The organism is Halosaccharopolyspora lacisalsi (assembly GCF_014137975.1).
Lineage (GTDB): Bacteria > Actinomycetota > Actinomycetes > Mycobacteriales > Pseudonocardiaceae > Halosaccharopolyspora > Halosaccharopolyspora lacisalsi.
The window spans coordinates 63,258-86,148 of the sequence record NZ_JACGWZ010000002.1 but is presented as its reverse complement, the minus strand read 5'-3'; the positions used below and the strand labels follow the sequence as shown (position 1 = coordinate 86,148).

Genomic DNA, 22,891 nt, shown 5'->3' with positions numbered 1-22,891 from the left:
AGCTGGCGCCCATCCGCATCCCGGCATCCACACCGGGGGTACACGCGACCCCGATTCGGATTCGACCCCATCACCACCGCCCCTGAGCAAACCAGCCTGTACCAGGTTCGATTCAGACACGTCCGGGGATCAGTCCGCCACAACGCAGGATGTCACCGGCGCAGTTCCGCCACCTCGTCCAGTCGTCCCAGCTTGTTCGGGTTGCGGATCGCGTAGACCCGGGTGATCCGGCCGTCCTCGACCACCGGACTCACCGCGGTGGCTGCGCCACCGATGTCGATCCGGGCGCCCGGCGTCCCGTTGAACCAGGCAGTGGTCGCCGCGAGGTCCGGGACCCGGGCCGCGCGGGCCAGGAAAGCGGCCACCTTCTCGACCCCGGTGATCGGCTTGCGAGCTGCCGCCACCTGACCGCCGCCGTCGGCGACCACCACCACGTCCGGGGCGAGCACCTCCACCAGTGACTGCACGTCGCCGGTGGAGACGGCCGCCGTGAACTTCTCGACGGCTGCCTGCTGCTGGGCTCGGTCCACCCGCATCCGCGGTCTCCGCGCAGCGACGTGCTCACGGGCGCGGTTCGCGATCTGCCGGACCGCGGCCGGAGTCTTGCCCACCACCTCGGCGATCTCGTCATACGGTGTGTCGAACACCTCGCGCAGCACGAACACGGCCCGCTCGGCCGGACCGAGGGTCTCCAGCACGGTGAGCATCGCGATCGAGACGTTCTCGGCGAGCTCGGCGTCGACAGCCACATCGGGACTGGTCAGCAGCGGTTCGGGCAGCCATGGTCCGACGTAGTCCTCACGTTGCCGCGCCAGCGCTCGCAGCCGGTTGAGCGCCAGCCGAGTGACGATCCGGACCAGGTAGGCCCGCGGGTCGCGCACCTGTGCCTGGTCGACGTCGGCCCACCGCAGCCAGCTCTCCTGAACGACGTCCTCGGCGTCGGCGGCAGAGCCGAGCATCTCGTAGGCGACGGTGAACAGCAGGCTGCGGTGGGCCACGAACGGGTCGTCGGTCATGTCGTCGAGGCTACGGCGAGCGGCTCGAGGTCACAGGCGGCCGAGAACTCCTGCGACTCGACGCCGAACGCGGTGTTGGAGCGGGTCATGAAGTTGACCAGCGCGATGTACGTCGTCAGCTCCACCACCGCCGCCGGGCCGAGCACCTCCAGCAGCCTCGCCGAGAGTTCGTCGGTGACCCTCGGCGGGGTCTGCGACATCGCCTCGGCGTACTCCATGACATCGCGCTCCAGCGGCGTGAAGACGTCCGACTCGCGCCACCGCGGCACCTCCCGAGCCTTGGCCACGTCGAGTCCTTCGTTGTGGGCGTGGAAGTAGCCGAGGTCCAGGCAGAAGCTGCAGCCGACCAGGCTGGCCACCGCCATGTGCGCGTACGACTTCAGGTTCTCGTCACACTGGTCCCACTTCCGGATGCTGCGACCGACGCTGAAGCTGAAGTTCAACACCTTCCGGTTGTGCCAGGCCACGCCGACCGGCTCGGGCACATCGCCGAACATCCTGCGGGACATCCGCTTGATCACTGCGCCGTAGATGCCGGTCAGCTCCGCCTTCGGGATCCTGGTACTGCTGGCCATGACTCCTCCTCGCCGTTTGCTCGCTCTCGGCATGGAGACACCGGCCACGAATCGACTGTGACACCCGGACCGACGAAACCCGGATGTCCGTTGATCCGCCGTTGGTCAAAGGAGAACCCGCCTTGATCGGTCGCCAAGTCGCTGGCTCAACCACCGTGGGTACCGGCGCCGGTGTCTCCGAGCTCGTCGGTGAGGAACACGGCGCAGGCCGCAATGATCTTCCACTCCGCCTGGTGGTGGATCCAGGTTCGGGCACAGCGCACCTGGGCCGCCGAGGACGACGGTGGCTACCGCGGCCAGGCGGCGGACCCGGCCAAGCCGAACGGAGGGTCGTGCGGCGCACGTGGTCACCGCCCACGCGATCGTCTTCCCCCAGCGGTGGCTGCCAACATCCTCTCGGGCATTGCGGGACCCGGCCCGCTTCCGACGAATCATCCCGGCATCGTCAAGGCGGGCGTGCCGGAATCGTGGCTGATCTTCCCGATCGGACCCCTCAAGACCGCAGGCGCAGCCGGACTCGTGCTCAGGCTTCTCGACGTACCACTGATCGGCGCAGCTGCCGCGATCACCCTGTTCTTCACCTGCGCCATCCACGCCCACCTACTCGCCCCAGCTCGACCTGGCGTCCGGTTTTCCCCTCCTCGCCGTGGCCGCGCTCGTGCTGAACCTGGCCTCGGCCTGAACGGGGCAAACACGTCTCAAAGCGGGGCCGCCGGGCAAACACCACGGCACCGGAACCGGGAACCGGAGCAGGAGCGCGCGGTGCGACGGGTGCGCGCCAAACGACGACAACCGCGCTCAACAGTGTCGAACCGTGGCATGTCCTGCGTTTTCTCCGTTTTCGCAGGTCAAAACTCCGCAAGAACTGGCCTGGGGGTAAGGGGGTCGTGGGTTCGGATCCCGCCGTCCCGACCAGCGGTGAAGCCCGCTGACCTGTGATGAAACACCAGGTCAGCGGTCTTTTCCATATCCGGGTGCGGATCTTGCCCGATCCGCTTGGACGTGATCCACAGGGCCCACCTGGAGCGAAACCGGAGCGAGCGGTCTCCGGCTTTGGCGCAGGGCCGATACGGGGTTGCGGTGATCTCCACTCCAGCCGGAGTGGGCCGAACGTGCCCAAGCTGCTGCCAACAGGCAACAACGGTACCGACGGTCACGGTCGTTAACGCCGAATGAGAACGGTTGAACCCGTATCAAGGCAGGTGGAAGCGCTCGAGGCCACAAGAGAGCCATCCGGCAGGAAGACTGCGTCCCCGACCAAAACACCCTCCTGCCGTTGAACCCACAAAGCCAACCTATGGACGACGCATCCTTGTTCGCCCCAACTCCACGAGGCCCCGACACTCGAGCCGCGGACCGCAGCTTGATCAACACCCTGAGAACTCCTGACAGGTTTGGTGTCGGTGGAGTCGACGCCAGCAGACGGGGATGGTCGCCGGGGCGAGGAAGCCGTGGTGGACAGTGATGCGGCGTTCCCATCAGGTGGTCAGGCGGCGGAACTGGTGCAGCAGCGCGAGGGTTGATGCCGTGCCGGGTACCGCCGGTGAGCGCGACGGCCGGGGAGTGCCGCCGCCAGCAGATCTGCCGGAGCCGAGCACCAGATCCTGCGGCAGGCCCTCCCAACCGATACCGGTGGCCGGTACGAACAGGATGTCCTGCAACACCTGCCGGCCCGGCAACGACTTCGCCCGCCCTGCCGGCCGGACACGCCGGCAGCAACGGCTCGATCAGGGACCACAACTCGTCCGAGACAACCCACGGCGCAACCATCACCAAGATCACCTCAAGCCAAGACCACCAATACGTCAGGAGATCTTACCGATGTCGTTTCACATCGGATCGGTAGGCAGATATGCGTTGCAGAGAGGCGAAATCCGCTGTCGCGCTCAGTTCGCCAGTTTCCGACTGAACAGACACGTTCAGCTTCCCCTGTGACTCCACCATGTGAATACTCGTGCTCGTGCGGCTTCCCCAGACTCGCGCGGACAGATCACTGATTTCTATCAGATCCATCTCGATCTGCACGACGTCGCACTCCCGTTTCTGCCACTTCGCAGGCAAGGTAGCGGGCAGCTCAGGAAGATCGAATACGAGTGTTACGTGTATCCTGTCATAGTCAAAGACTACTTTGTGCAGGTCGATGCCGGTGAGACTGGGCGTGTGATCACCGTATATCGCCTTAATTCCCTTGCTGTGGATGACGAGATCGACCCAACTCATGCTGTCTACCTCCTGAAGGAGTAGTGATCGTGTGTTCCGGGAACGGTATCGGTACGGGCCTGCCCGGAGGGCACACGTTGAAGCGGGGCCTTGGTTTCCGTGCCGTCAGCTTCACGGACCCCGCCCCAGCGGCTTCCATGAAGGACCGGATATCGCCACACCTTTGGCATCTCCCTCCGTGTCGACCACGTCGGTCGCATCATCGCCGCCAGATCCGCCACCGGCCACGGCCTCTGGGCGCGTATTCAAGCCACCGTCGGCAACCGCTGCCAGTCCAGCGGAGCCCACCTGCACTTCCAGATCGAGGTCGACGGTCGGACTGCCCACTCGCCCACGTGCTATCAACAGCGACTGCGTGACCAGTGGAGCGTCAGGTTCCACTCCCTGACAATCAACTAGTACTACCCGAACAGCGCGCACCGAAGAAAACCACCCAGCTCAAGTATATATCACCTACCGGGTATTTCATGCCATTAATTCACTTAACGATTCAATCGTGCCCGCGCTTCACTGCTATCCCTTGATGACATGCGGATCAACCAGTCAAAAAATCGTTGCCAGCCGCGCGGAGCGCATCGACAAGCGCCTCCTTCGGAATTGCCATGATACGCCTTTCTTCGCCCAAATCCACAGAAGCCACCACGCCCCCACGGGGAACATTCTCGAAGGACAACTTGATAGGTTGATCCGGAAAACACGTGCAAGACCCCCTCCCCTCGATGAGATCATTGACGATGTCGGATATATAAGACCACAAGTAGTCCACGTCATCCCACACACCCGTATCAAGGATTTCGGTTCCCCATGCCGTGAGTACGATTGCACCCTCGACGTATTCACCCTGGCGTGATTCTCCGGACTCATCGAGACTCCTGAAGGATCCGTCACGACTCCTGATCAAAGTTTGCACCACCACGGGAGAGTCCACGGATCAATCCTTCACGGGGTAAAGTGGATCGATCTCACTGCGCCGACTATCGATGTAGGCCGACAGCGAGCTCAGCCTTGCCGACCCGGCCACCATGTCCAGGTTGACAGTGCTCGATCGCACCATCGCCCGAATCTGAGACTTAGCCTCCGTCAGCCACAAGTCTGCGATCACATCGCCCTCCCACCCTTGTATAGAAAACTCAAAAATTCCCGTAAAAACTATTGTCAGCTGTACTGTGTTAAATCCTTGCTGTTTCCATTTCGACGGCAGATAATCAGGAAGCTCGGGAAGGTCGAACCTCAGTGTTGCGTCAGGGCCGTCGTAATGCACGGTCGCTTCGGCAAGATCGATTCCGGCGAGACTGGGCACATGCTCGCCGTATCTTTTCTCAACTTCCTCGCTATTGTCAACAAGACCCATCCAGCTCACCATGCATCACCTTCCAAGGATTCGATGTCGAACATCGCAGAATGATTCCTCCAATGCCGATCAGAGTTCGAACGACAGGCCGGCATGGAGTTCAACAGCGGACAGTCGGCCTTCGTGTCCAGCCCAAACAAAATCGATCGGGCGGTTATATCGATCCCGCCTCCCGAGTCATCCGGATGCGGGCCAACATCGGCGTCGACGCGCTGCTCCAGCAGCGACAAGTCGGCAATATCGACGAAACTCGTTCTGATTTGCACTATGTCGCATCCTGGCTGCCTCCACTTTTTCGGAAACACGGCGGGAAACTCAGGAAAACCGAAGACGAGCATCACACGCGTCCTGTCGTACTCAAAGACCACTTCGTGCAGGTTGAGCCCGGCGAGACTGGGCGTGCGGTCACCGTATATCGCCTTGGCTCCTCGTTGCGATCGACGAGATCGACCCAGCTCATGCTGCTTGCCTTCCGAAAGGATAGTGATCGCGTGCTCCGGGAACGGCCCTGTACAGGGGACAGCCCCGGTACAGGGCTTGTCCGGAGGGCGCCCGTTGAAGTGGGCACCCCGGTTACCGGTGCCGTCGGGAGCGCCGAAATCGTGGTCGACTCCGTGGTCCTGGATGATGCCTCGGGATCCATCGGGACGAGCGTAGTGGTGCTCACGGGTCACGATGGGCAGTCCGTTTGATCCCAGGACTTTTGTTGTTGTGGTCGGTCATGTCTACCCGCACCACCGAGTCGGGGTGTTGGGATCGTGGGATGCCGAAGTCCTTCTTCGCTCCGTCGAGGGCGACGTTCCTGTCGGGGGGGGACGTTTGCCGAGAGTACCGAAGACGATGGCGGCCTGGGTGAGGTGGCTGAACCGGGCGTCGGTCTGCTTGGCCAGGTACGCCGAGCCCGGTCCCAGAAGGCGGTGACACCGGTGACGCTGTAAGCACGACCGAAAATCGCCAGCTGTCGGTGACCGCGGTCGCAGGCCTCGGAGATGACGCGGAAGGCCTCGACGACGTTCAACAGACCGCTCAGGATTCCGGTCCCGGCACGGGAAAGCCCTTGCCGAGCCGGACAACCCCTCCGAGCCGGGGGTTGTATAGCCCCAGCGCATCGTCGCGGTATTCACCGGTGAAGCGAAGTGGGTTGGCGGGTGCGGACTCGGTGAGCTCGCACGTGTCACGGGCTCTGCCGAATGGTTCGTAGGTGTGGGTCGGCGGTGGTGCTCGTCTCCGCTCGGGCGGTGACGACCTCGGGCGGATTGCCGACCGGTTCACGGGTGACCTGGAACCGGGACACGATAACCCGAGAAGGTTGATCGACGACTCAAGCGCGCAAAATTCATGCGTATCGGCCGCCGATACCACCACGGGCAGCGACGACCAAGCCCAACCGGAAAAAGCATGAACCTCCGCCCCGAAGCCAGGTCCGAACCAGTCGATCAGTGCGCACCGAACGAACCATCGGATTCCTCCCGCAGCATCGCGCGCGCAAACTCCGCACCAGGTCCACCCGTGGGACCAGCGCTACCTCGCCAAAACCCCTCCCGACCCCCGCATACCCACCCGACCCTGGTGGTACCGAGGAGCTCGGTACCCCGCGACATTTGGCAATCCCAGGCGATCCCAGGCGGGTCTGGCCGGATAACAGGAGGAGCTCGATCACTTCGGTTCGAGCTCGGAGCCCGGTAATGTCCTGCCATGACAAGTGGTGTTTACGGAGGTGATCGACCATGCCGAGATCACACCAGGACAACCCCGCCTCGGACCACGTCGACATCGACAGTCCGAACGCGGCGCGGATGTACGACTACTATTTGGGCGGCTCGGCCAACTTCGCCGTGGACCGCCAGGCCGCCGACCAGGTCATCGCGTCCATGCCGGACGCCGTGCTGACCATGCAGGCCAACCGGTCGTTCCTCGGCCGAGTGGTCAACTACTGCTGCGAACGGGGAATCAGCCAGTTCCTCGATCTGGGATCAGGCGTGCCAACCGTGGGCAACGTGCACGAGATCGCCCATCGTCACGACCCGACCGCACGGGTGGCCTATGTGGACAATGAGGCCGTCGCGGTCGCCCACAGCCGCAACCTGCTGCACACCGAACCCCACGTCACCATCGCCCGGGCCGACCTGCGCGACCCCGAGGCGGTGCTGACCGCGCCGGGCGTGGCCGGCCTGCTGGACTTCAACCAGCCGATCTGCCTACTGATGATCTCGGTGCTGAACTTCGTGCCCGACGACGAAGTCCCCGCGGCCCTGGTGCGGCGCTACACCAGCGCCCTGGCCTCCGGCAGCTACGTCGGGCTCAGCCACGTCACCGCCGACAAGCTCGACGCCGACACCGCCCAACACGTGCGCGAGCTGTACGCCAACACCAATCCACCGAGCCGGTGGCGCACTCGCAGCGAGATCTCGGCCTTTCTCAACGGATTCGAGCAAGTCGAACCGGGACTGGTCACCCCGACGCTGTGGCGGCCCGATCCCCACGACGACACCGACCCCGGCCGCATCGCCTGCTGGGCCGCCCTGGCCCGGGTCAACTGACCACGCGCGTCACCGCACACCGGCATCGGAAAGCGGGTCCGTCGCAGTACCACGACCGAACCGCCATCTTGAGGTGCCGTTCAGGCACCCCGTATCGACGCTCACCACGGAACCGGGCCCCGCTTCAATCGCACCGCCTCATCGGTGACCGTCCCAGCCGTGCCAGAACGGGGTGTGCTCCTCGCCGACGTCGACGTACGCCCGGGCGTACGTCGACGTCGGCGAACTGGTGCAGCGGCAGCCAGTGGAACTCGAGGTGCTCCTCCTGGCTGACAAGTTCGGTGTCGGCGACGGTGACGTCGACGACCAGGTGAAACGTGGCGCTCAGGCCTCCTCGGGACCGGCCGAGGGCCTGCGGGCGCCCCCTTTGCTCCGACGGCGCGCTGATGCGCTCGGACCACGGTGGAGTACGCGCTGAGGAGTCCGATCCAGCTGGCCGGCGGCATCCCGCCCGCTGCAGCTCGGTCGGGATGCGCTCCCGGGTGCCGTCCTCGGACCATCGGTAAAAGCGGGACTGCACTCCTCTGCCACGGCCCGAACCGTTCCGGCAGATCCCGCCACGGGCAACCGATGCGATCCTGTGAACATCATGCCCTCAACCACCTGCCGATGATCCCGCCACCGGCCACCCCGTCGACGCTTGACCTGCTGCAACAGCGGGTCCGACTGCGTCCACTCCTGATCCGACGACTCCCAGCCACCATCGGCAACCTCAACCAGCCCAGCGGTCCCACCTGCACTTCCAGGACGAGACGAAGAGCCGTACTGTTAGTCCCGTCAGGTTCTACCGACAACGTCGGAATCCACCACTGTGTCAGAACGAGCGACCAGCGGAGGTCGCAGCACGGTAATCGTTGATACACGATCGACTCGTGTGTTGGCAGCCCCGCCTTCTCCTCCTCTGCACCTGACTGCACGAGCAGCGTGCTGGTCTTTTTCGGCTGAGAAATGGCACGGCGAGGGGTTGCCGAGTGGGCGGGGCTGCCAGGGTGCGTGGCATGCCCGATCCGGAGGTACTCTCGTGGCTGGCCGACCGCGCCGTTCCGCTCGACCCGGTTGAGGCCGGGACAGGTCTCGCCGACTTGGCGCCGATGTGCCCCGTCTGGTCCGACGTCCGCGTGATCGGGCTGGGAGAGGCCACGCACGGGACGAGCGAGTTCTTCACCCTCAAGCACCGCCTCATCGAGTTCCTGGTGGTCGAGCTGGGCGTGCGGGTCGTGGCGATGGAGGCCAGCGAGTCGGCGGCCACGGCGGTGAACGACTTCGTGACGCGCGGCAGCGGCGAGCCGGCTCAAGCACTGGCCGGACTCGTTTTCCGGACGTGGAACACCCGAGAGGTCCTGGCACTGCTGCAGTGGTTGCGCGCGCACAACGCCGACCTCTCCCCCGAGCACCAGGTGCGCTTCGTCGGTATCGACCCGCAGCTGCCGGCTCTGGCCGTCGAGGTGGTCGAGTCCTTCCTCTCCGAGAACCTCCCCACGCAGCTGCCGCGGTTCGCCGAGGCTTTGACAGCGCTGGCGCAGACCCGCATGACGGAAGCGGCACTGCCGGACCCGATCCTGCGAAGTGCGGAAGAGATCGTCGAGGTCCTGGATCGGCAGGAACCGGCCGGCTCGCCCGACGAGCACGCCCGCGCCCGCCAACACGTCACCTACCTCGTGCGAGCAGCGCAGCTGGCCACCGCCCCGCGAGACCCCGCGGCCGGAGAAGCCTCGATGTACGCCGTGCGCGACCGACTGATGGCCGAGGCCGCCACCGAGGTGACCAGCACACAGGCCGGCACGGGTCCCGCGGTCGCCGTATGGGCGCACAACGGCCACCTCCAGAGCGGGCAGCGCCCCGAGCAGGTGCCCACCATGGGAGCGCACCTGCGCAGACAGTTCGGTCGGCACTACTACGCGCTGGGCCTGGTGTTCGGTTCCGGTTCCTTCCGGGCCAAACGCGCCCGCCTCGTGCGCGGCTACACCCCCTCACCGGTGCGCCACCACCGTGGCACGGCCCCGCCGACCACGACCGAAGGGCACCTCGCCCGAGCACACGGCGGTGACCACCTCATCGACCTGCACGACGACAACGCACCGCAAGCAGTGACAACGTGGCTCAGCACACGGTCCTGGACCCGGCAGCACGGGGCGCTCGAATCACCGTTCTACCGCATGGGCTTCACACCCACGGTCCCCGGCGCCGAATACGACGGCCTGGCCTACGTGCACCGGACCAGTCCCCCGACCGCCTGCCGCCCCAGCTGACCCGACGATTCCAACCCCGAGCCTGCCCCACGTCCGAGAGACCATCTGTCGGCTCTCGATCGCGGCGAGATCACTTGCGCGGGACACCGCCCTCATTCGCGACGATCACCAAGACCCGGGCTCGTAATCAATTCTCCCGCTGCGGTGATTCAAACGCCGGAGCAGCTCGATTAACGGGTCAGCAGCCCGAAAAAAGCGCAGCGAACAGAGCACAGGTGGCCGGACCAAAGAAGACCATCCAGTACGCGGGGACGAGGGGGCTCGTCATCGCTACGACAGCGACACCAGCAACCGCCCCCACCACGACGCCGCCCAGGCCGACACCAACACCCGGCACGCCCCCGAAGCCGCCACCATCGCCCTCGACCCGGCCCTGGCCACCTACCGCGCTCTGCCCCTCGACGTCGAACTCAACGGCACCCGCACCCGCGGCCGCACCATCACCGACCTACGCCCTACACCCTCAACAGCGACTCCGAGGCCCGCGAAGCCGTCCACGTCGCCCACGCCGTCGACGGCGACACCTTCCTCCGACGGCTGCTGCAAACACTGAAAAGTGGCAACTGAACGACTGAGGCAAAAAACTCTCGCCGAACTCCACCTGCACCTAGACACGACGAATGACCGGGCAGGCCACGCCCGGCCATTCGTCACTGCCGAAAATCTTTACCAATTATGCAAAGCATCCCAGGTGTCGGGGCCAAGAATTCCGTCGACGGCCAGCCCCGCGTTGGCCTGAAAGTGCTTGACACCGGTTTCCGTGCCCGACCCGTAAATACCATCGACAGTGAGCTGCATATAGGTCACGCGATTGATCAGGCACTGAGCGTGCTTGACCACAGGACCACGACTACCGATGCCCAGGGTGGGGTAGCTGGTCTGGCCGTAGTCACACGACGGGTACGGAGCCGCCGCTACCGGATCGGCGACAGCGGAAGCCCCGGAGAGAGCAGGGATTACACTGACAGCCAATGTCGCTGCCGCCACCGTCAATGCTCTTCCCAGCTGTATGCGCATAACTTCCTCTCCGATCTTCTCTTTCTTGTTGGCACTCCGCACGGCACGGGAGCACTGAGAGCCTCCGGCACCACGAACCGGAAAGCAAGGTGCGTCACCCCGTTTCACCCAATAGTCGCGCCGATTCACCAGATGAGAGCAACGCACCGTCGCACCGAGCGATCACAGAATCAGAACCGGGTTCCCAACTACACGCAACCGCAACGCGAACCATGCAACTTTCCCGCGCAAGTTCCCCCACGAACGCACAAAAAGCAGTGAAACCACAAAACAGGAGAGCACTCCCATACCAGTAAGGTGCAGTATCAGAACTCTCTTCCTGACAAGCACAGCAGGACAGTCAGATATCACAGCTGTGCGATGTACGCGACACTTCCTCGTTCGTGGCGTGTATGGGGGGCGCCGGTGGCCGCCTGCTGACGGTGCGGAACCCGTCGGGAGTACCGGGGCGACAAGGTGATCAGCGCGGGAGCTGCCGGCCACCGCCGGGATGGTCCGGTTCCACAGCACGTCCACGCAGGGCCGGATGTCATCGCGGATGCCCCTCGACTTCCCAGGTCGCCCCGTTGAGCAGGCCACCACCCAGGACCGTGGTTCTACGCGATAAAACCGGTCAACGCCCCGGCAAGTCCTCCAAAGCCGCCTATTACGCCGGAGGACCCTCATCGCCACAGGATCGTCAGGAAACACCACAAAGATCGCGAAGTGCGGCCGGAGCACCGGGAGAGGCACACAGCCTCTCCGGGAGGAGTGATTCGGCAACCGGCACGCCGAGTCTCAGGAGGTCGAGTAGAAGTCGGGCTTGGCGATCATGTCGACCTCGGTGCGGCAGTCGTCGGCCAGCGCGGCCAGGCCGGCTTCGCACACGGCTGCGGCGGCGTAGCCGTCCCACGCGCTGGCCCCGTCGATCCCGCCTCCCCGGGCGGCGTGGACCCAGCGCTGGAACTCGAGGTCGAAGGCCTGCATGAACCGGTCCCGGAAGTCCTTGGTGACGTCGCCACCCCAGCGGCCTTCGGTGTGGCTGAACATTCCGGCGCTGCCGCCGACCAGGGCGGTGCCGCGCTCGCAGACGGCCTCGCAGCGCACCTGGTAGCCGAACCCGCAGTTGACGAACAGCTCGACGTCGACCACCACACCGCCGGTGCTCTCGATCGTGATCAGCTTCGGATCGCGCAGACCCTCGGGCGCGGTCGCCGAGCGGCGGGGGTGGCGCACGGTGATCGCCGCGATCTCCTCGTCGAGCAGCCACCGGGTGGTGTCGAACTCGTGCACCGCCGAGTCGAACACCATCATCTCGTCGGTGAACCCGGGTGGGGTCGACGGGTTGCGGTGCGCGCAGTGCATCAGCAGCGCCCGCCCGAAATCGCCGGCATCCAGCAGCCGCTTGAGCTCGCGGTACTCGGGATCGAACCGGCGCATGAAGCCGACCTGCACCAGCCGGCGCCCCGCGGCCTGCTCGGCCTCGACCACGCGCAACGCCGACTTCGAATCCGGGGTCAGCGGTTTCTCGCACAGCACGGGGATTCCCCGCTCGATGGCGGCCAGTAGCAGCGGTTCGTGGGTCGCACCGGGCGTGGCCAGGACGACGGCGTCCACGTCGGAGGTGGAGATCACCTCCGCCGGATCCCCGTGGGTGCGACACCCCTCGATGCCGGAAGCGGCCCGTTTCGCCCGGTCGAGATCGGGGTCACCGATGGCCACCAGCTTGGCGTTGCTGACGCGCTCGTGGAGGCGGCGGGCGTGGTCGGCACCCATCTTTCCCGCCCCGACGAGACCCACGCGCAGATCCTGCTCGGTCATCATTGCTCCTGGATGCGAAACTGCCGACTGTTCGGGACTCGACCGGGTTCAGCGCAGCGGGACTCCGGCTCCGCAGCTGGTCAGATACTGCTTGGTGCGCCGGGCGATGGGCAGCGGCGCGTCGAAGTCCACCGGATAGAGGTCCTGCTCGACGATGGCGAACATGTCGGCGTCGAGGTCGGCCGACGCCTTGATGATCGGCTCCAGGTCCGGCACGCCCGCGGGGGGCTCGACCATGACGCCGCGCCCGACGGCGGGGCCGAACGGGACGTCCTCGTCGTGGACCCCCTTGAGCACCTCGGGATCGACCTGCTTGAGGTGCAGGTAGCCGATCCGGCCGGGGTACTTGGCGATCAGCGAGAGGTTGTCACCGCCGCAGTAGGAGATGTGACCGGTGTCCAGGCACAGCGTCACGTGCTCGGGGTCGGTCATCTCCAGGAACCGCTCGACGTGGGCTTGGTCGTCGACGTGGCTGTCGGCGTGCGGGTGGAACCGCATCCGGATGCCGTACTCCTCGTACAGCGCCTTGGCGAGCCGGTCGATGCCGGTGCCCAGTGACTTCCAGGATCCGTCGTCGAGCGTGCGAGCCTCCAGCTGCTCACCGGTGGCTGGGTTGCGCCACATCTCCGGGATCACGACCAGGTGCTGCGCTCCCTGCGAGGCCGCCAACGACGCGATCGGGCTGACGTGCTCCCAGGTGGAGTCCCACACGTCGCCCTGGTGGAAGGCGGTGAAGCAGGTACCCGCCGAGAGCTTCAACCCACGTTGCCCCAACTCGTCGTGCAGCTGCTTCGGGTCGGTCGGCAGGTAGCCGTACGGGCCGAGTTCGACCCACTCGTAGCCCGCCTCGGCCACCTCGTCCAGAAAACGTCGCCACGGCGGCTGCCGATCGTCCTCCGGGAACCACACGCCCCACGAGTCCGGGGCCGATCCGACCCGCAAACGGTGACTGCCGGTGATGTCGTTGCTCATGGAAGTCTCTGGTCCTCTCGCGGGCACGGTTCGGGTGAGCGACACCCGGGTTCGTGCGTTGGCAGGTGTCGGGAGGTGAGCCGGAGCGCCACAGCCGATGCGAGACCGATGACTGTGACGGCCATCTCCTGCTTCGATGTCCCGCAGTTTTCACCGTCAGCACCCACCTGTCAAGACTTCGTCCTTACATATTTACGTCTTTAAGGTTAGACGGAGTCGCCGGTGAATCGACCGTGCCGGCAGTGCGCTCGTGCGACGAGAAAAGCGCCGACCTCACCGGAAACGAGGTCGGCGCGCGAAAGGCGGACGCGGCAACGCGAAGGAGCTCGGACCCGCTCAGCTCTCACCGCGCAGGGAGAGGTCGAAGGAGTAACGCGAGGCCCGATAGACGTGCGAGCCGTACTCGACCACGGTGCCGGCTTGGTCGTACGTAAGGCGGTCCATGGTCAGCAGCGCCGCGCCGACCGGTTCTTCGAGCAGCTCGCTGTCGGCCTGCTCGGCGACACGAGCGCCGATGCTCTGGTGCGCGGCGTGCAGACGGACGCCCTCGCTGCGCAGCAGCTGATACAGGCCACGCTCCTCAAGCACGGCGCTGGAGGGCTGGACCAGCGTGACGGGCAGGTAGTTGCGCATCCGGGCGATCGGCTCGCCGCGCGCAGAACGCACCCGCTCCAGGAACAGCAGTTCGGTGCCTTCGGCCACGCCGAGTCGGTGGGCCATCTCGTCGGTGGCGGACCGGACCTCGTTGACCAGCACCCGGGTGGTGGGCTGCTGGTCCACGGCGGCGAGATCGTCGAACAGACTGGACAGCTCCAGTGAGCGCTTGACCCGGTTGAACACCACCTGGGTGCCCGCACCACGCCTGCGGACCACCAGTCCCTTGTCCACCAACGAGCCGATGGCCTGCCGCACCGTGGGCCGCGAGAGCCCCAGGCTGCCGGCCAGGTCGATCTCGTTGCCCAGACGCGCCCCCACCGGCAGGTCCCCCGAGTCGATCGCCGCCTCGATCTGGCTGGCCACCTGGTAGTACAGCGGGACCGGGCTGGAGTGATCAACCGTGATCTCGTCGGCCGGATCCCACGATGACTCGGGAACTCGCGTCGAAGTACCGGACGCCCGATTTCTCGGCGACCGCCCGGGTGACGAACTGCGCTGCGTCGATGCCACTCGCCCACCGTAACAAAAAACCGTGGACGTCTTTAAGTAATAATGTCCGGACAAAGTATTGACATGAGACTTCCCCGGAGCGTAGACAGAGGATCGTCACGGCGAGCAGCCCGCACGGCTCCCGACGAGTGCGGTTCCCGACCACGGCGGAGGTCAGCATGAACAATCGGTTCGACGTGATCACGATGGGCCGGATGGGGGTCGACATCTATCCGTTCCAGACCGGTGTCGGGCTGGCCCGGGTGGAGTCGTTCGGCAAGTACCTCGGCGGGACCGCGACGAACGTCGCCGTCGCGGCCTCCCGACTGGGCAACAGCAGCGCGGTCATCAGCCGCACCGGCAACGACCCGTTCGGCGAGTTCGTCCATCAGGCCCTGCACGACTTCGGCGTGGACGACAGGTGGGTCACCCCGGTCGAGGCCTACCCGACGCCGGTGACGTTCTGCGAGCTGTTCCCACCGGACGACTTCCCGCTGTACTTCTACCGTGAACCCAAGGCCCCCGACCTGGAGATCCACGAGCACGAACTCGACCTCGACTCCATCGCCGAGGCCGGCATCTTCTGGATGACCGGCACCGGCCTGGCCGAGGAACCCAGCCGTTCGGCGACGCTGGCCGCGCTGGCCCACCGCGCCAAGCGCGGAACGACCGTGTTCGACCTGGACTGGCGACCCGTGTTCTGGTCCGACCACGAAGCAGCCCGCCACTGGTACCGGGAAGCGCTGGCGCACGTCACCGTCGCGGTCGGCAACCTCGACGAGTGCGAGCGCGCCGTGGGCACGCGCGATCCGGAAGGCGCCGCCGAGGCCCTGCTGGAGGCGGGCGTGGAACTCGCCGTGGTCAAGAAGGGGCCGGAGGGGGTCCTGGCTCGGACCCGTGACGAAGCCACGACCGTGCCCGCCATGCCGGTCGAGGTGGTCAACGGCCTGGGAGCGGGCGACGCCTTCGGCGGGGCCCTGTGCCACGGCCTGCTCGCCGGGTGGGGTGCCGAGCGCACGATGCGGTTCGCCAACGCCGCGGGCGCTCTGGTCGCCTCCAGGCTGGCGTGCTCGTCGGCGATGCCCCACGCGCACGAGGTCGAGGAACTGCTGGCTGCGAACCGTTCGGCGCGGAGCGCCTGAACACCTGCTTCGAGAGCGAGAGGGAACGTGTGTCCGAACTGACCATTACCGATCTCCCCCGCGTGCGCGCCACGCGTCCCGAAGCCATCGCCGAGGCGGCAACGCGGCGCGGTCGGCGCCCACTGCTCGGCGAGCACGGTCGGATGATGATCGTCGCGGCGGACCATCCGGCCCGCGGCGCGCTCGGTGCCGGTGATGACTCGCTGGCGATGGCCAACCGCGCCGACCTGCTGGAACGGCTGTGCGTCGCGCTGGCCCGGCCCGGCGTCGACGGGGTGCTCGGCACTCCCGACGTTCTCGAGGACCTCCTGCTGCTGGGCGCGCTGGAGAACAAGGTCGTCATCGGCTCGATGAACCGTGGGGGGCTGGCGGGCTCCTCCTTCGAGCTCGACGACCGCTTCACCGGGCACCGCGCCGCCGACATCGAGCGGCTGCGCTTCGACGCGGGCAAACTCCTGCTGCGCATCGATCTCGACGACGCGGGATCGCTGAACACCATGACCGGGGCGGCGCAGGCGGTCAACGACCTCGCCGAACGCGGCCTGACGGCCATGGTGGAACCGTTCCTGTCCCGCCGGGTCGACGGCAGGGTCCGCAACGACCTCTCCGTGGAGGCCGTCGCCCGGTCCATCGCCATCGCCTCCGGAATCGGCGGTACGTCGGCACGCACCTGGCTGAAGGTGCCGGTCGTCGACGAGCTCGACGAGATCGGGCGCGCCATGGAGGCCACCACGCTGCCGACGGTGCTGCTCGGCGGTGAGGTTTCCACCGACCCGGACGCCACCTACGACCGCTGGCGCAAGGCTCTGCGATTGCCGAACGTCTACGGGCTCGTCGTCGGACGGACCCTGCTGTACCCGACCGACGGCAACGTCACCGGGGCTGTCGACACCGCCGTCAACCTGCTCTGAGAGCGGCTGACGACGGTCACCACGAACACAGGGAGCTGGGATGCACGACCAACGTCTCCACCGGCCGGCCGGTTCCACGGCCGGGCACGGGTACGCGACCTACGTCGACCCGGAGTCGGCGGGCTGGGGGTACTCCTCGCTGCGCGTGGCCGAACTGGCCGCCGGGCAGCACCACGAGTTCGCCACCGGCGACGGCGAATGGATGATCGTGCCCCTGTCCGGGGCGTGCACGGTCCGGTGCGACGATCGGACCTTCGAACTGGCCGGCCGCAGGAGCGTCTTCGACGGCGTCACCGACTTCGCCTACGTACCCCGCGACGCCGAGGTGCGCATCGACTCCGCGGGCGGGGGCCGATTCGCCCTGACGGGGGCACGGTGCGACAACCGGTTGACCGCGCGCTACGGCCCGGCTTCGGGAGTGCCGGTGGACCTGCGCGGCGCCGGGCAGTGCAGCCGCCAGGTGAACAACTTCGGGGCGGCGCACGTCTTCGAAGCCGACAAGCTCATCGCGGTCGAGGTGTTGACACCGTCCGGCAACTGGTCCTCCTTCCCCCCGCACAAGCACGACACCGAGCGTGAAGGCGAGTCCCGGCTCGAAGAGATCTACTACTTCGAGGTCGCCGGACCCCGCGACACCGAAGGGGTCGGGTACCACCGCGTCTACCCCTCCGGACCCGGCAGCGACACCGACGTGCTGGCCGAAGTGCGCAGCGGTGATGTGGTGCTCGTGCCCGACGGGTGGCACGGTCCGTCGATGGCCGTGCCGGGCTACGACATGTACTACCTCAACGTGATGGCGGGGCCGTCCACGGAGCGCGCGTGGCGGATCTGCGACGACCCGGCCCACGCCTGGGTCCGTGAAAGCTGGACCGAGCAGCCGGTCGATTCGCGGTTGCCGCTGTATACGGCACCGACTCCTGCGGAGGCCTCCCGATGACCACACGGCGATTGACGGTCGCGCAGGCACTGGTGCGTTTCCTGTCCAACCAGTACACCGAGCGCGACGGGCGGACCCGACGCCTCATCGGCGGTTGCTGGGGCATCTTCGGACACGGCAACGTCGCCGGAGTGGGACAGGCCCTGCTGGAGACCGACCAGGACATGCCCTACCTGCAGGGGCGCAACGAGCAGGCCATGGTGCACGCCGCGGTCGGCTACGCGCGCCAGAGCGACCGACTGTCGACCTACGCCTGTACGACCTCGATCGGTCCCGGCGCGACCAATCTGGTCACCGGTGCCGCCCTGGCCACGATCAACCACTACCCCGTCCTGCTGCTGCCCGGTGACGTCTTCGCCACCCGGCCCGCTGATCCGGTGCTACAGCAGCTGGAGAACCCGCGGGACCGCGACGTGTCGGTCAACGACTCCCTTCGACCGGTGTCGCGCTACTTCGACCGCATATGGCGGCCGGAGGCGCTGATGCCCTCGGCGCTGGAGGCGGTGCGGGTGCTCACGGACCCCGTCGAGACCGGTGCCGTCACGCTGGCGTTGCCGCAGGACGTGCAGGTCGAGGCCTTCGACTGGCCCGAGGAGTTCTTCGCCGAGCGGATCTGGCGCGTGCACCGGCCCGGCCCCGACCCGCGCTCGGTCGAAGCAGCCGCCGCGCGTATCCGCTCCGCCCGGCGTCCGCTGATCGTAGCCGGAGGCGGTGTGCACCACAGCGGCGCCGAGAGCACGTTGCGGTCCTTCGCCGAGTCCACCGGCATCCCGGTCTCCGAAACCCAGGCCGGTCGGGGCTCGCTGCGCTACGACCACGAGTGCGAGCTCGGCTCGATCGGGCACACCGGCACGTCCGCGTCCGACGACATCGCCCGCCGCGCCGACCTAGTCATCGGCGTCGGCACTCGCTACTCCGACTTCACCACCGCTTCGCGGACCGTCTTCGCCCACCCCGAGGTCGGTTTCGTCAACGTCAACATCACGAGTACGGACGCGCACAAGCAAGCGGCCACACCGGTGATCGGCGACGCCCGCACCACCCTCGAAGCCCTCGGCACCGTGCTCGACGACCACCGGGTGGACGAGGAGTACGTGCGCGAGTACAGGAACGGGGCCGAGCGGTGGGCTCGGGTCGTGGACCGGGTGACCCGCGGTGACGGCGGCGGACGACCCGGTCAGGCAGAGGTGCTCGGGGCGCTCGACGACGTCGTCGCCGACACCGACGTGGTGGTCAACGCGGCCGGGTCGATGCCGGAGGACCTCAACAAGCTGTGGCGCTGCCGGGAGCGCAAGCAGTACCACGTCGAGTACGGCTACTCCTGCATGGGCTACGAGATCCCCGCCGCGATCGGTGCCAGGTTGGCCGACCCGGACCGCGAGGTGTTCGCGCTCGTCGGCGACGGCACCTACCTCATGCTCAACACGGAGCTGGTCACCGCCGTGCAGGAGGGCATCAAGATCAACCTCGTCCTCGTCGACAACCACGGCTACGCCTCCATCGGCGGGCTCTCGGAGAAGGTCGGCGGCGAACGATTCGGCACCGCCTACCGATACCGTGACGACGACGGGGCGTTCACCGGCTCACCCCTGCCGGTCGATCTCGCGGCCAACGCGGCCAGCCTCGGGATGGAGGTCCTTCGTGTCGAGACCGTGGAGCAGCTCCGCGACGCGTTGCGCGCCTCCCGCGACTCGACACGTCCGACCGCCGTGTACGTCGCCACCGACCCGAGCAAGACCCAGCTCCCACCCGAAGCCTGGTGGGACGTACCCGTCGCCGAGGTCTCGGAACGCGCGACCACCCAGTCCGCCCGCAAGACCTACGACGACAACAAGAACGCGCAACGCCGACACCTCTGAGGGTCCCGACAACCCGACCGAAACTCCACCCATCCAGACCGACCGATGAGGACTCCGATCGTGCACACTGTTCAGCACTTCATCGATGGCAAGACGACCGAGGGAACGTCGGGGCGATCCGCGTCCGTGACGAATCCGGCGACCGGCGAGGTCACCACCCAGGTGGTCCTGGCCGACGCATCCGAGGTGGACACCGCGGTCGCCACCGCGGCCAAGGCCTTCGACACCTGGTCGACCACGTCGCTGGCGAAGCGCACGCAGGTGCTGTTCGCCTACCGCGAGACGATCAACGCCCACCGCGACGAGATCGCCGAGCTGATCACCGCCGAACACGGCAAGGTCCACTCCGACGCCCTCGGCGAGGTCGCCCGCGGGCTGGAGATCGTCGAACTGGCCTGCGGCATCCCCCAACTCCTCAAGGGCGACACCTCCACCCAGGTCTCCACCGGCGTCGACGTCGAGTCGCTGCGCCAACCGCTGGGCGTGGTCGCCGGGATCACCCCGTTCAACTTCCCCGCCATGGTGCCGTTGTGGATGTTCCCGCTCGCGATCGCGTGCGGCAACACCTTCGTGCTCAAACCCAGCGAGAAGGATCCCTCGGCCACCGCCAAGCTGGTGGAACTCGCCACCGAGGCCGGCGTGCCCGACGGGGTGCTCAACCTCGTGCACGGCGACAAGCCCGCCGTGGACCGGTTGCTGGAACACCCCGACGTGGCGGCGGTGAGCTTCGTCGGCTCCACGCCCATCGCCAAGCACGTCCACCGGACCGCGACGGCCAACGGCAAGCGTGTGCAGGCCCTGGGCGGGGCGAAGAACCACATGCTGGTGCTGCCCGACGCCAACCTGGACCAGGCCGCCGACGCCGCCGTCTCGGCCGCTTACGGCTCCGCGGGCGAACGCTGCATGGCCGTGTCGGTGGTCGTGGCCGTCGAGCCCGTCGGGGACGAGCTCGTCGGCAAGCTCGCCGAGCGCGCCCGCGCTCTCAAGATCGGTCCCGGAACCGACCCGGACACCGAGATGGGCCCGCTGATCACCGCCGAACACCGCGACCACGTCGCCTCCTACGTGCCCCACGCCCGCGAGCAGGGCGCCGAGGTCGTCGTCGACGGCACCGACCACGTCGTGCCCGGCCACGAGAACGGCCACTTCGTCGGCGTGAGCCTGCTGGACAAGGTCACCGCGGACATGGCCGCCTACCGCGACGAGATCTTCGGGCCCGTGCTGTGCGTGGTGCGCGCCCAGTCGTACGAGGAAGGCGTCGCCCTGATGAACGCCTCCCCGTGGGGCAACGGCACGGCCATCTTCACCCGAGACGGCGGGGCGGCGCGGCGGTTCAAGCTCGAGATCGAGGCCGGCATGGTCGGCGTCAACGTGCCCATCCCCGTCCCGGTGGGCTACCACGCCTTCGGTGGCTGGAAGGACTCCCTGTTCGGCGACCACGACATCTACGGCACCGACGGAGTGCACTTCTACACCCGCGGCAAGGCCGTCACCACCCGCTGGCCCGACCCCAGCGACGGCGGCGTGGACCTCGGCTTCCCCAGCAACAGCTGACCGGCCCCGCGGGCGGTGGCCACCACCACCGCCCACGGTCCGACCCCGTGACCCGACCGCCGAGGAGCTTCCCGTGTCCTACGACATCACCGGCGTCCGCGCTCAGTTTCCCGCTCTGAAAGCGGGGACCGCCCCCTTCGACGGTCCGGGCGGCACGCAGACCCCCCGACCCGTCATCGAGGCCATCACCGACGCGCTGGCCAACCCGTTGTCCAACCGGGGATCCGGCACTCCCGGTGAGCGCAACGCCGAGACCATCGTCTCCGGGGCCAGGGAGGCCCTGGCGGATCTGCTGGGAACCGGCCCGACCGGCATCGTCGTCGGGCGCAGCGCCACACAACTGACCTACGACTTCTCCCGCACCCTGGCCAAGACGTGGTCACCGGGCGACGAGGTCGTCGTGACGCGCCTGGACCACGACTCCAACATCCGCCCCTGGGTCCAAGCCGCGGCCGAGGTCGGCGCCACGGTCCGATGGGCCGACTTCGATCCCACCACCGGCGAACTGACCCCCGCCGACGTCCGAGCCGTGCTGTCCGACCGCACCCGCCTCGTCGCGGTCACCGCCGCCTCCAACCTCATCGGCACCCGCCCGGACATCCCGGAGATCGCCCGGCTCACGCACGGGGCCGGGGCCCTGCTCCACGTCGACGGCGTGCACTACACCGCCCACTCCCTCGTCGACCTCGAACGACTGGGCGCGGACTTCTTCACCTGCTCGCCGTACAAGTTCCTCGGACCCCACTTGGGCGTCCTCGCCGGCCGTCCCGAACTGCTGGATGCCCTGGAACCGGACAAGCTGCTGCCCTCGACGGACGCGGTTCCCGAGCGCTTCGAGTACGGCACCCTGCCCTACGAACTCCTCGCGGGAACCCACGCCGCCGTGGATTTCCTGGCCGAGCTGAGCCCGCACGGTGACGGCACACGTCGGCAACGGCTGGCCTCCGCGTTCACGGCGCTGGAAGCCCACGAGGACGCCCTGCGGCTCCGCATCGAGCAGGGGCTGACCGAGTTCGACGCGGTCACGCTGCACTCGCGCGCGGCCGAGCGCACCCCGACGCTGCTGCTGACCCTCGACGGTCGCAGCACGCGCGAGGCCTACCGGTACTTGGCCGACCGCGGGATCGACGCGCCGTCCGGCTCCTTCTACGCCCTGGAACCCTCCCGCCGGCTCGGCCTGGGAGACGGCGGCGGGCTGCGCATCGGCCTGGCCCCGTACAACACCACCGAAGACGTCGACCGACTCCTGGGAGGGCTGGCGGACTTCCTGCACCACACCAGTTCGCACGAGGTGCGCGAGTGAGCGGAATCGCCACGTCCACGGCAGCACGCCACGAGGTGACCACGCGTGGTTCGCGGAGGCCCACCGCGACGATCTCGTCACCGCCGGTCATCGGTAGCGGTCCTCAGAGCTTTTTCCCGGCCTTCCCCACGTCCCTGCATTCCGGGCAGGTCACGCCGCCCCGGAAAACTTTTCCCGGAAGTTTCCCGGGGAAACGTTTCGCCGCACAGCGAGCGATCCTGTCCGTCCCACCACGACGCTTTGCAGATGTGCGTGGTTCCGTCGTGTACGACATCGGTGGGCATGAGCCCTCTCCTCTC

The 22,891-nt window shown here is 67.0% G+C and carries 19 protein-coding genes and 1 pseudogene; 9 read left to right on the top strand and 11 right to left on the bottom strand.

What is annotated here, in order from left to right:
• Positions 1 to 152: 152 nt before the first annotated feature.
• Positions 153 to 1,016 (bottom strand): RNA polymerase sigma-70 factor, encoded by an 864-nt coding sequence (locus FHX42_RS08190; RefSeq protein WP_182543656.1) that lies wholly within the window; start codon positions 1,014 to 1,016, stop codon positions 153 to 155.
• Positions 1,013 to 1,591, bottom strand: a complete 579-nt coding sequence (locus tag FHX42_RS08185) for a carboxymuconolactone decarboxylase family protein (protein WP_182543655.1) — start codon at positions 1,589 to 1,591, stop codon at positions 1,013 to 1,015. Before FHX42_RS08185 ends, FHX42_RS08190 begins: the two co-directional genes overlap by 4 nt.
• Before the next feature lie 213 nt (positions 1,592 to 1,804).
• On the opposite strand from FHX42_RS08185, the gene FHX42_RS27725 reads away from it, so the two are divergent.
• Positions 1,805 to 2,530, top strand: a complete 726-nt coding sequence (locus FHX42_RS27725; RefSeq protein WP_407926211.1) for a DoxX family protein — start codon at positions 1,805 to 1,807, stop codon at positions 2,528 to 2,530.
• Positions 2,531 to 3,157: 627 nt separating this feature from the next.
• Here the strand turns inward: FHX42_RS27725 and FHX42_RS27720 are convergent.
• The 5 genes and pseudogenes from FHX42_RS27720 to FHX42_RS08155 form a co-directional block, all read right to left on the bottom strand.
• A pseudogene (locus tag FHX42_RS27720) lies at positions 3,158 to 3,367 on the bottom strand (transposase); the annotation flags it as partial.
• Between the two features lie 39 nt (positions 3,368 to 3,406).
• The gene (locus FHX42_RS08170) at positions 3,407 to 3,811 is read right to left on the bottom strand and encodes an Imm50 family immunity protein (protein ID WP_182543653.1); all 405 of its coding nucleotides are present in this window, start codon (positions 3,809 to 3,811) and stop codon (positions 3,407 to 3,409) included.
• Between the two features lie 535 nt (positions 3,812 to 4,346).
• The gene (locus FHX42_RS08165; RefSeq protein ID WP_182543652.1) at positions 4,347 to 4,739 is read right to left on the bottom strand and encodes a hypothetical protein; all 393 of its coding nucleotides are present in this window, start codon (positions 4,737 to 4,739) and stop codon (positions 4,347 to 4,349) included.
• Between the two features lie 3 nt (positions 4,740 to 4,742).
• The gene (locus FHX42_RS08160; RefSeq protein ID WP_182543651.1) at positions 4,743 to 5,174 is read right to left on the bottom strand and encodes an Imm50 family immunity protein; all 432 of its coding nucleotides are present in this window, start codon (positions 5,172 to 5,174) and stop codon (positions 4,743 to 4,745) included.
• Positions 5,168 to 5,860, bottom strand: coding sequence for an HNH/endonuclease VII fold putative polymorphic toxin (locus FHX42_RS08155; RefSeq protein WP_268898366.1), 693 nt, complete (start codon positions 5,858 to 5,860; stop codon positions 5,168 to 5,170). Before FHX42_RS08155 ends, FHX42_RS08160 begins: the two co-directional genes overlap by 7 nt.
• A gap of 1,029 nt (positions 5,861 to 6,889) precedes the next feature.
• Here FHX42_RS08155 and FHX42_RS08150 point away from each other — a divergent pair.
• Both FHX42_RS08150 and FHX42_RS08145 read left to right on the top strand, forming a co-directional pair.
• Positions 6,890 to 7,702, top strand: coding sequence for an SAM-dependent methyltransferase (locus tag FHX42_RS08150; protein WP_182543649.1), 813 nt, complete (start codon positions 6,890 to 6,892; stop codon positions 7,700 to 7,702).
• A 998-nt stretch (positions 7,703 to 8,700) separates the two neighbouring features.
• Complete coding sequence (locus FHX42_RS08145; protein ID WP_182543648.1) at positions 8,701 to 9,951, top strand: erythromycin esterase family protein; 1,251 nt, start codon at positions 8,701 to 8,703, stop codon at positions 9,949 to 9,951.
• A 666-nt stretch (positions 9,952 to 10,617) separates the two neighbouring features.
• Here the strand turns inward: FHX42_RS08145 and FHX42_RS08140 are convergent.
• From FHX42_RS08140 to FHX42_RS08125, 4 genes are all read right to left on the bottom strand, one after another.
• A complete protein-coding gene (locus FHX42_RS08140; protein WP_182543647.1) occupies positions 10,618 to 10,968 on the bottom strand; it encodes a peptidoglycan-binding domain-containing protein in 351 nt (116 codons plus the stop codon).
• A 777-nt stretch (positions 10,969 to 11,745) separates the two neighbouring features.
• Complete coding sequence (locus FHX42_RS08135; RefSeq protein ID WP_182543646.1) at positions 11,746 to 12,768, bottom strand: Gfo/Idh/MocA family protein; 1,023 nt, start codon at positions 12,766 to 12,768, stop codon at positions 11,746 to 11,748.
• Between the two features lie 48 nt (positions 12,769 to 12,816).
• Positions 12,817 to 13,740 (bottom strand): sugar phosphate isomerase/epimerase family protein, encoded by a 924-nt coding sequence (locus FHX42_RS08130; RefSeq protein WP_182543645.1) that lies wholly within the window; start codon positions 13,738 to 13,740, stop codon positions 12,817 to 12,819.
• Between the two features lie 336 nt (positions 13,741 to 14,076).
• Positions 14,077 to 14,802: a GntR family transcriptional regulator gene (locus FHX42_RS08125; RefSeq protein ID WP_328796052.1), complete on the bottom strand. Its 726-nt coding sequence runs from the start codon at positions 14,800 to 14,802 to the stop codon at positions 14,077 to 14,079.
• Positions 14,803 to 15,065: 263 nt separating this feature from the next.
• Between FHX42_RS08125 and iolC the strand changes: the two genes are divergently transcribed.
• The 6 genes from iolC (at position 15,066) to FHX42_RS08095 (ending at position 22,592) form a co-directional block, all read left to right on the top strand.
• Entirely contained in the window at positions 15,066 to 16,028 is a 963-nt protein-coding gene (gene iolC / locus FHX42_RS08120) for a 5-dehydro-2-deoxygluconokinase (RefSeq protein WP_182543643.1), read from the top strand.
• Positions 16,029 to 16,057: 29 nt separating this feature from the next.
• Positions 16,058 to 16,939, top strand: coding sequence for a Cgl0159 family (beta/alpha)8-fold protein (locus tag FHX42_RS08115; protein ID WP_182543642.1), 882 nt, complete (start codon positions 16,058 to 16,060; stop codon positions 16,937 to 16,939).
• 40 nt (positions 16,940 to 16,979) lie between these two features.
• The gene (gene iolB, locus FHX42_RS08110; protein ID WP_182543641.1) at positions 16,980 to 17,876 is read left to right on the top strand and encodes a 5-deoxy-glucuronate isomerase; all 897 of its coding nucleotides are present in this window, start codon (positions 16,980 to 16,982) and stop codon (positions 17,874 to 17,876) included.
• Positions 17,873 to 19,735 carry a 3D-(3,5/4)-trihydroxycyclohexane-1,2-dione acylhydrolase (decyclizing) gene (gene iolD, locus FHX42_RS08105; RefSeq protein WP_182543640.1) on the top strand — a complete coding sequence of 621 codons (1,863 nt, stop codon included), beginning with the start codon at positions 17,873 to 17,875 and terminating at the stop codon, positions 19,733 to 19,735. Before iolB ends, iolD begins: the two co-directional genes overlap by 4 nt.
• Before the next feature lie 57 nt (positions 19,736 to 19,792).
• Positions 19,793 to 21,289, top strand: a complete 1,497-nt coding sequence (locus FHX42_RS08100; protein WP_328796051.1) for a CoA-acylating methylmalonate-semialdehyde dehydrogenase — start codon at positions 19,793 to 19,795, stop codon at positions 21,287 to 21,289.
• Between the two features lie 73 nt (positions 21,290 to 21,362).
• Complete coding sequence (locus FHX42_RS08095) at positions 21,363 to 22,592, top strand: cysteine desulfurase-like protein (protein WP_182543638.1); 1,230 nt, start codon at positions 21,363 to 21,365, stop codon at positions 22,590 to 22,592.
• Positions 22,593 to 22,891 lie beyond the last annotated feature (299 nt).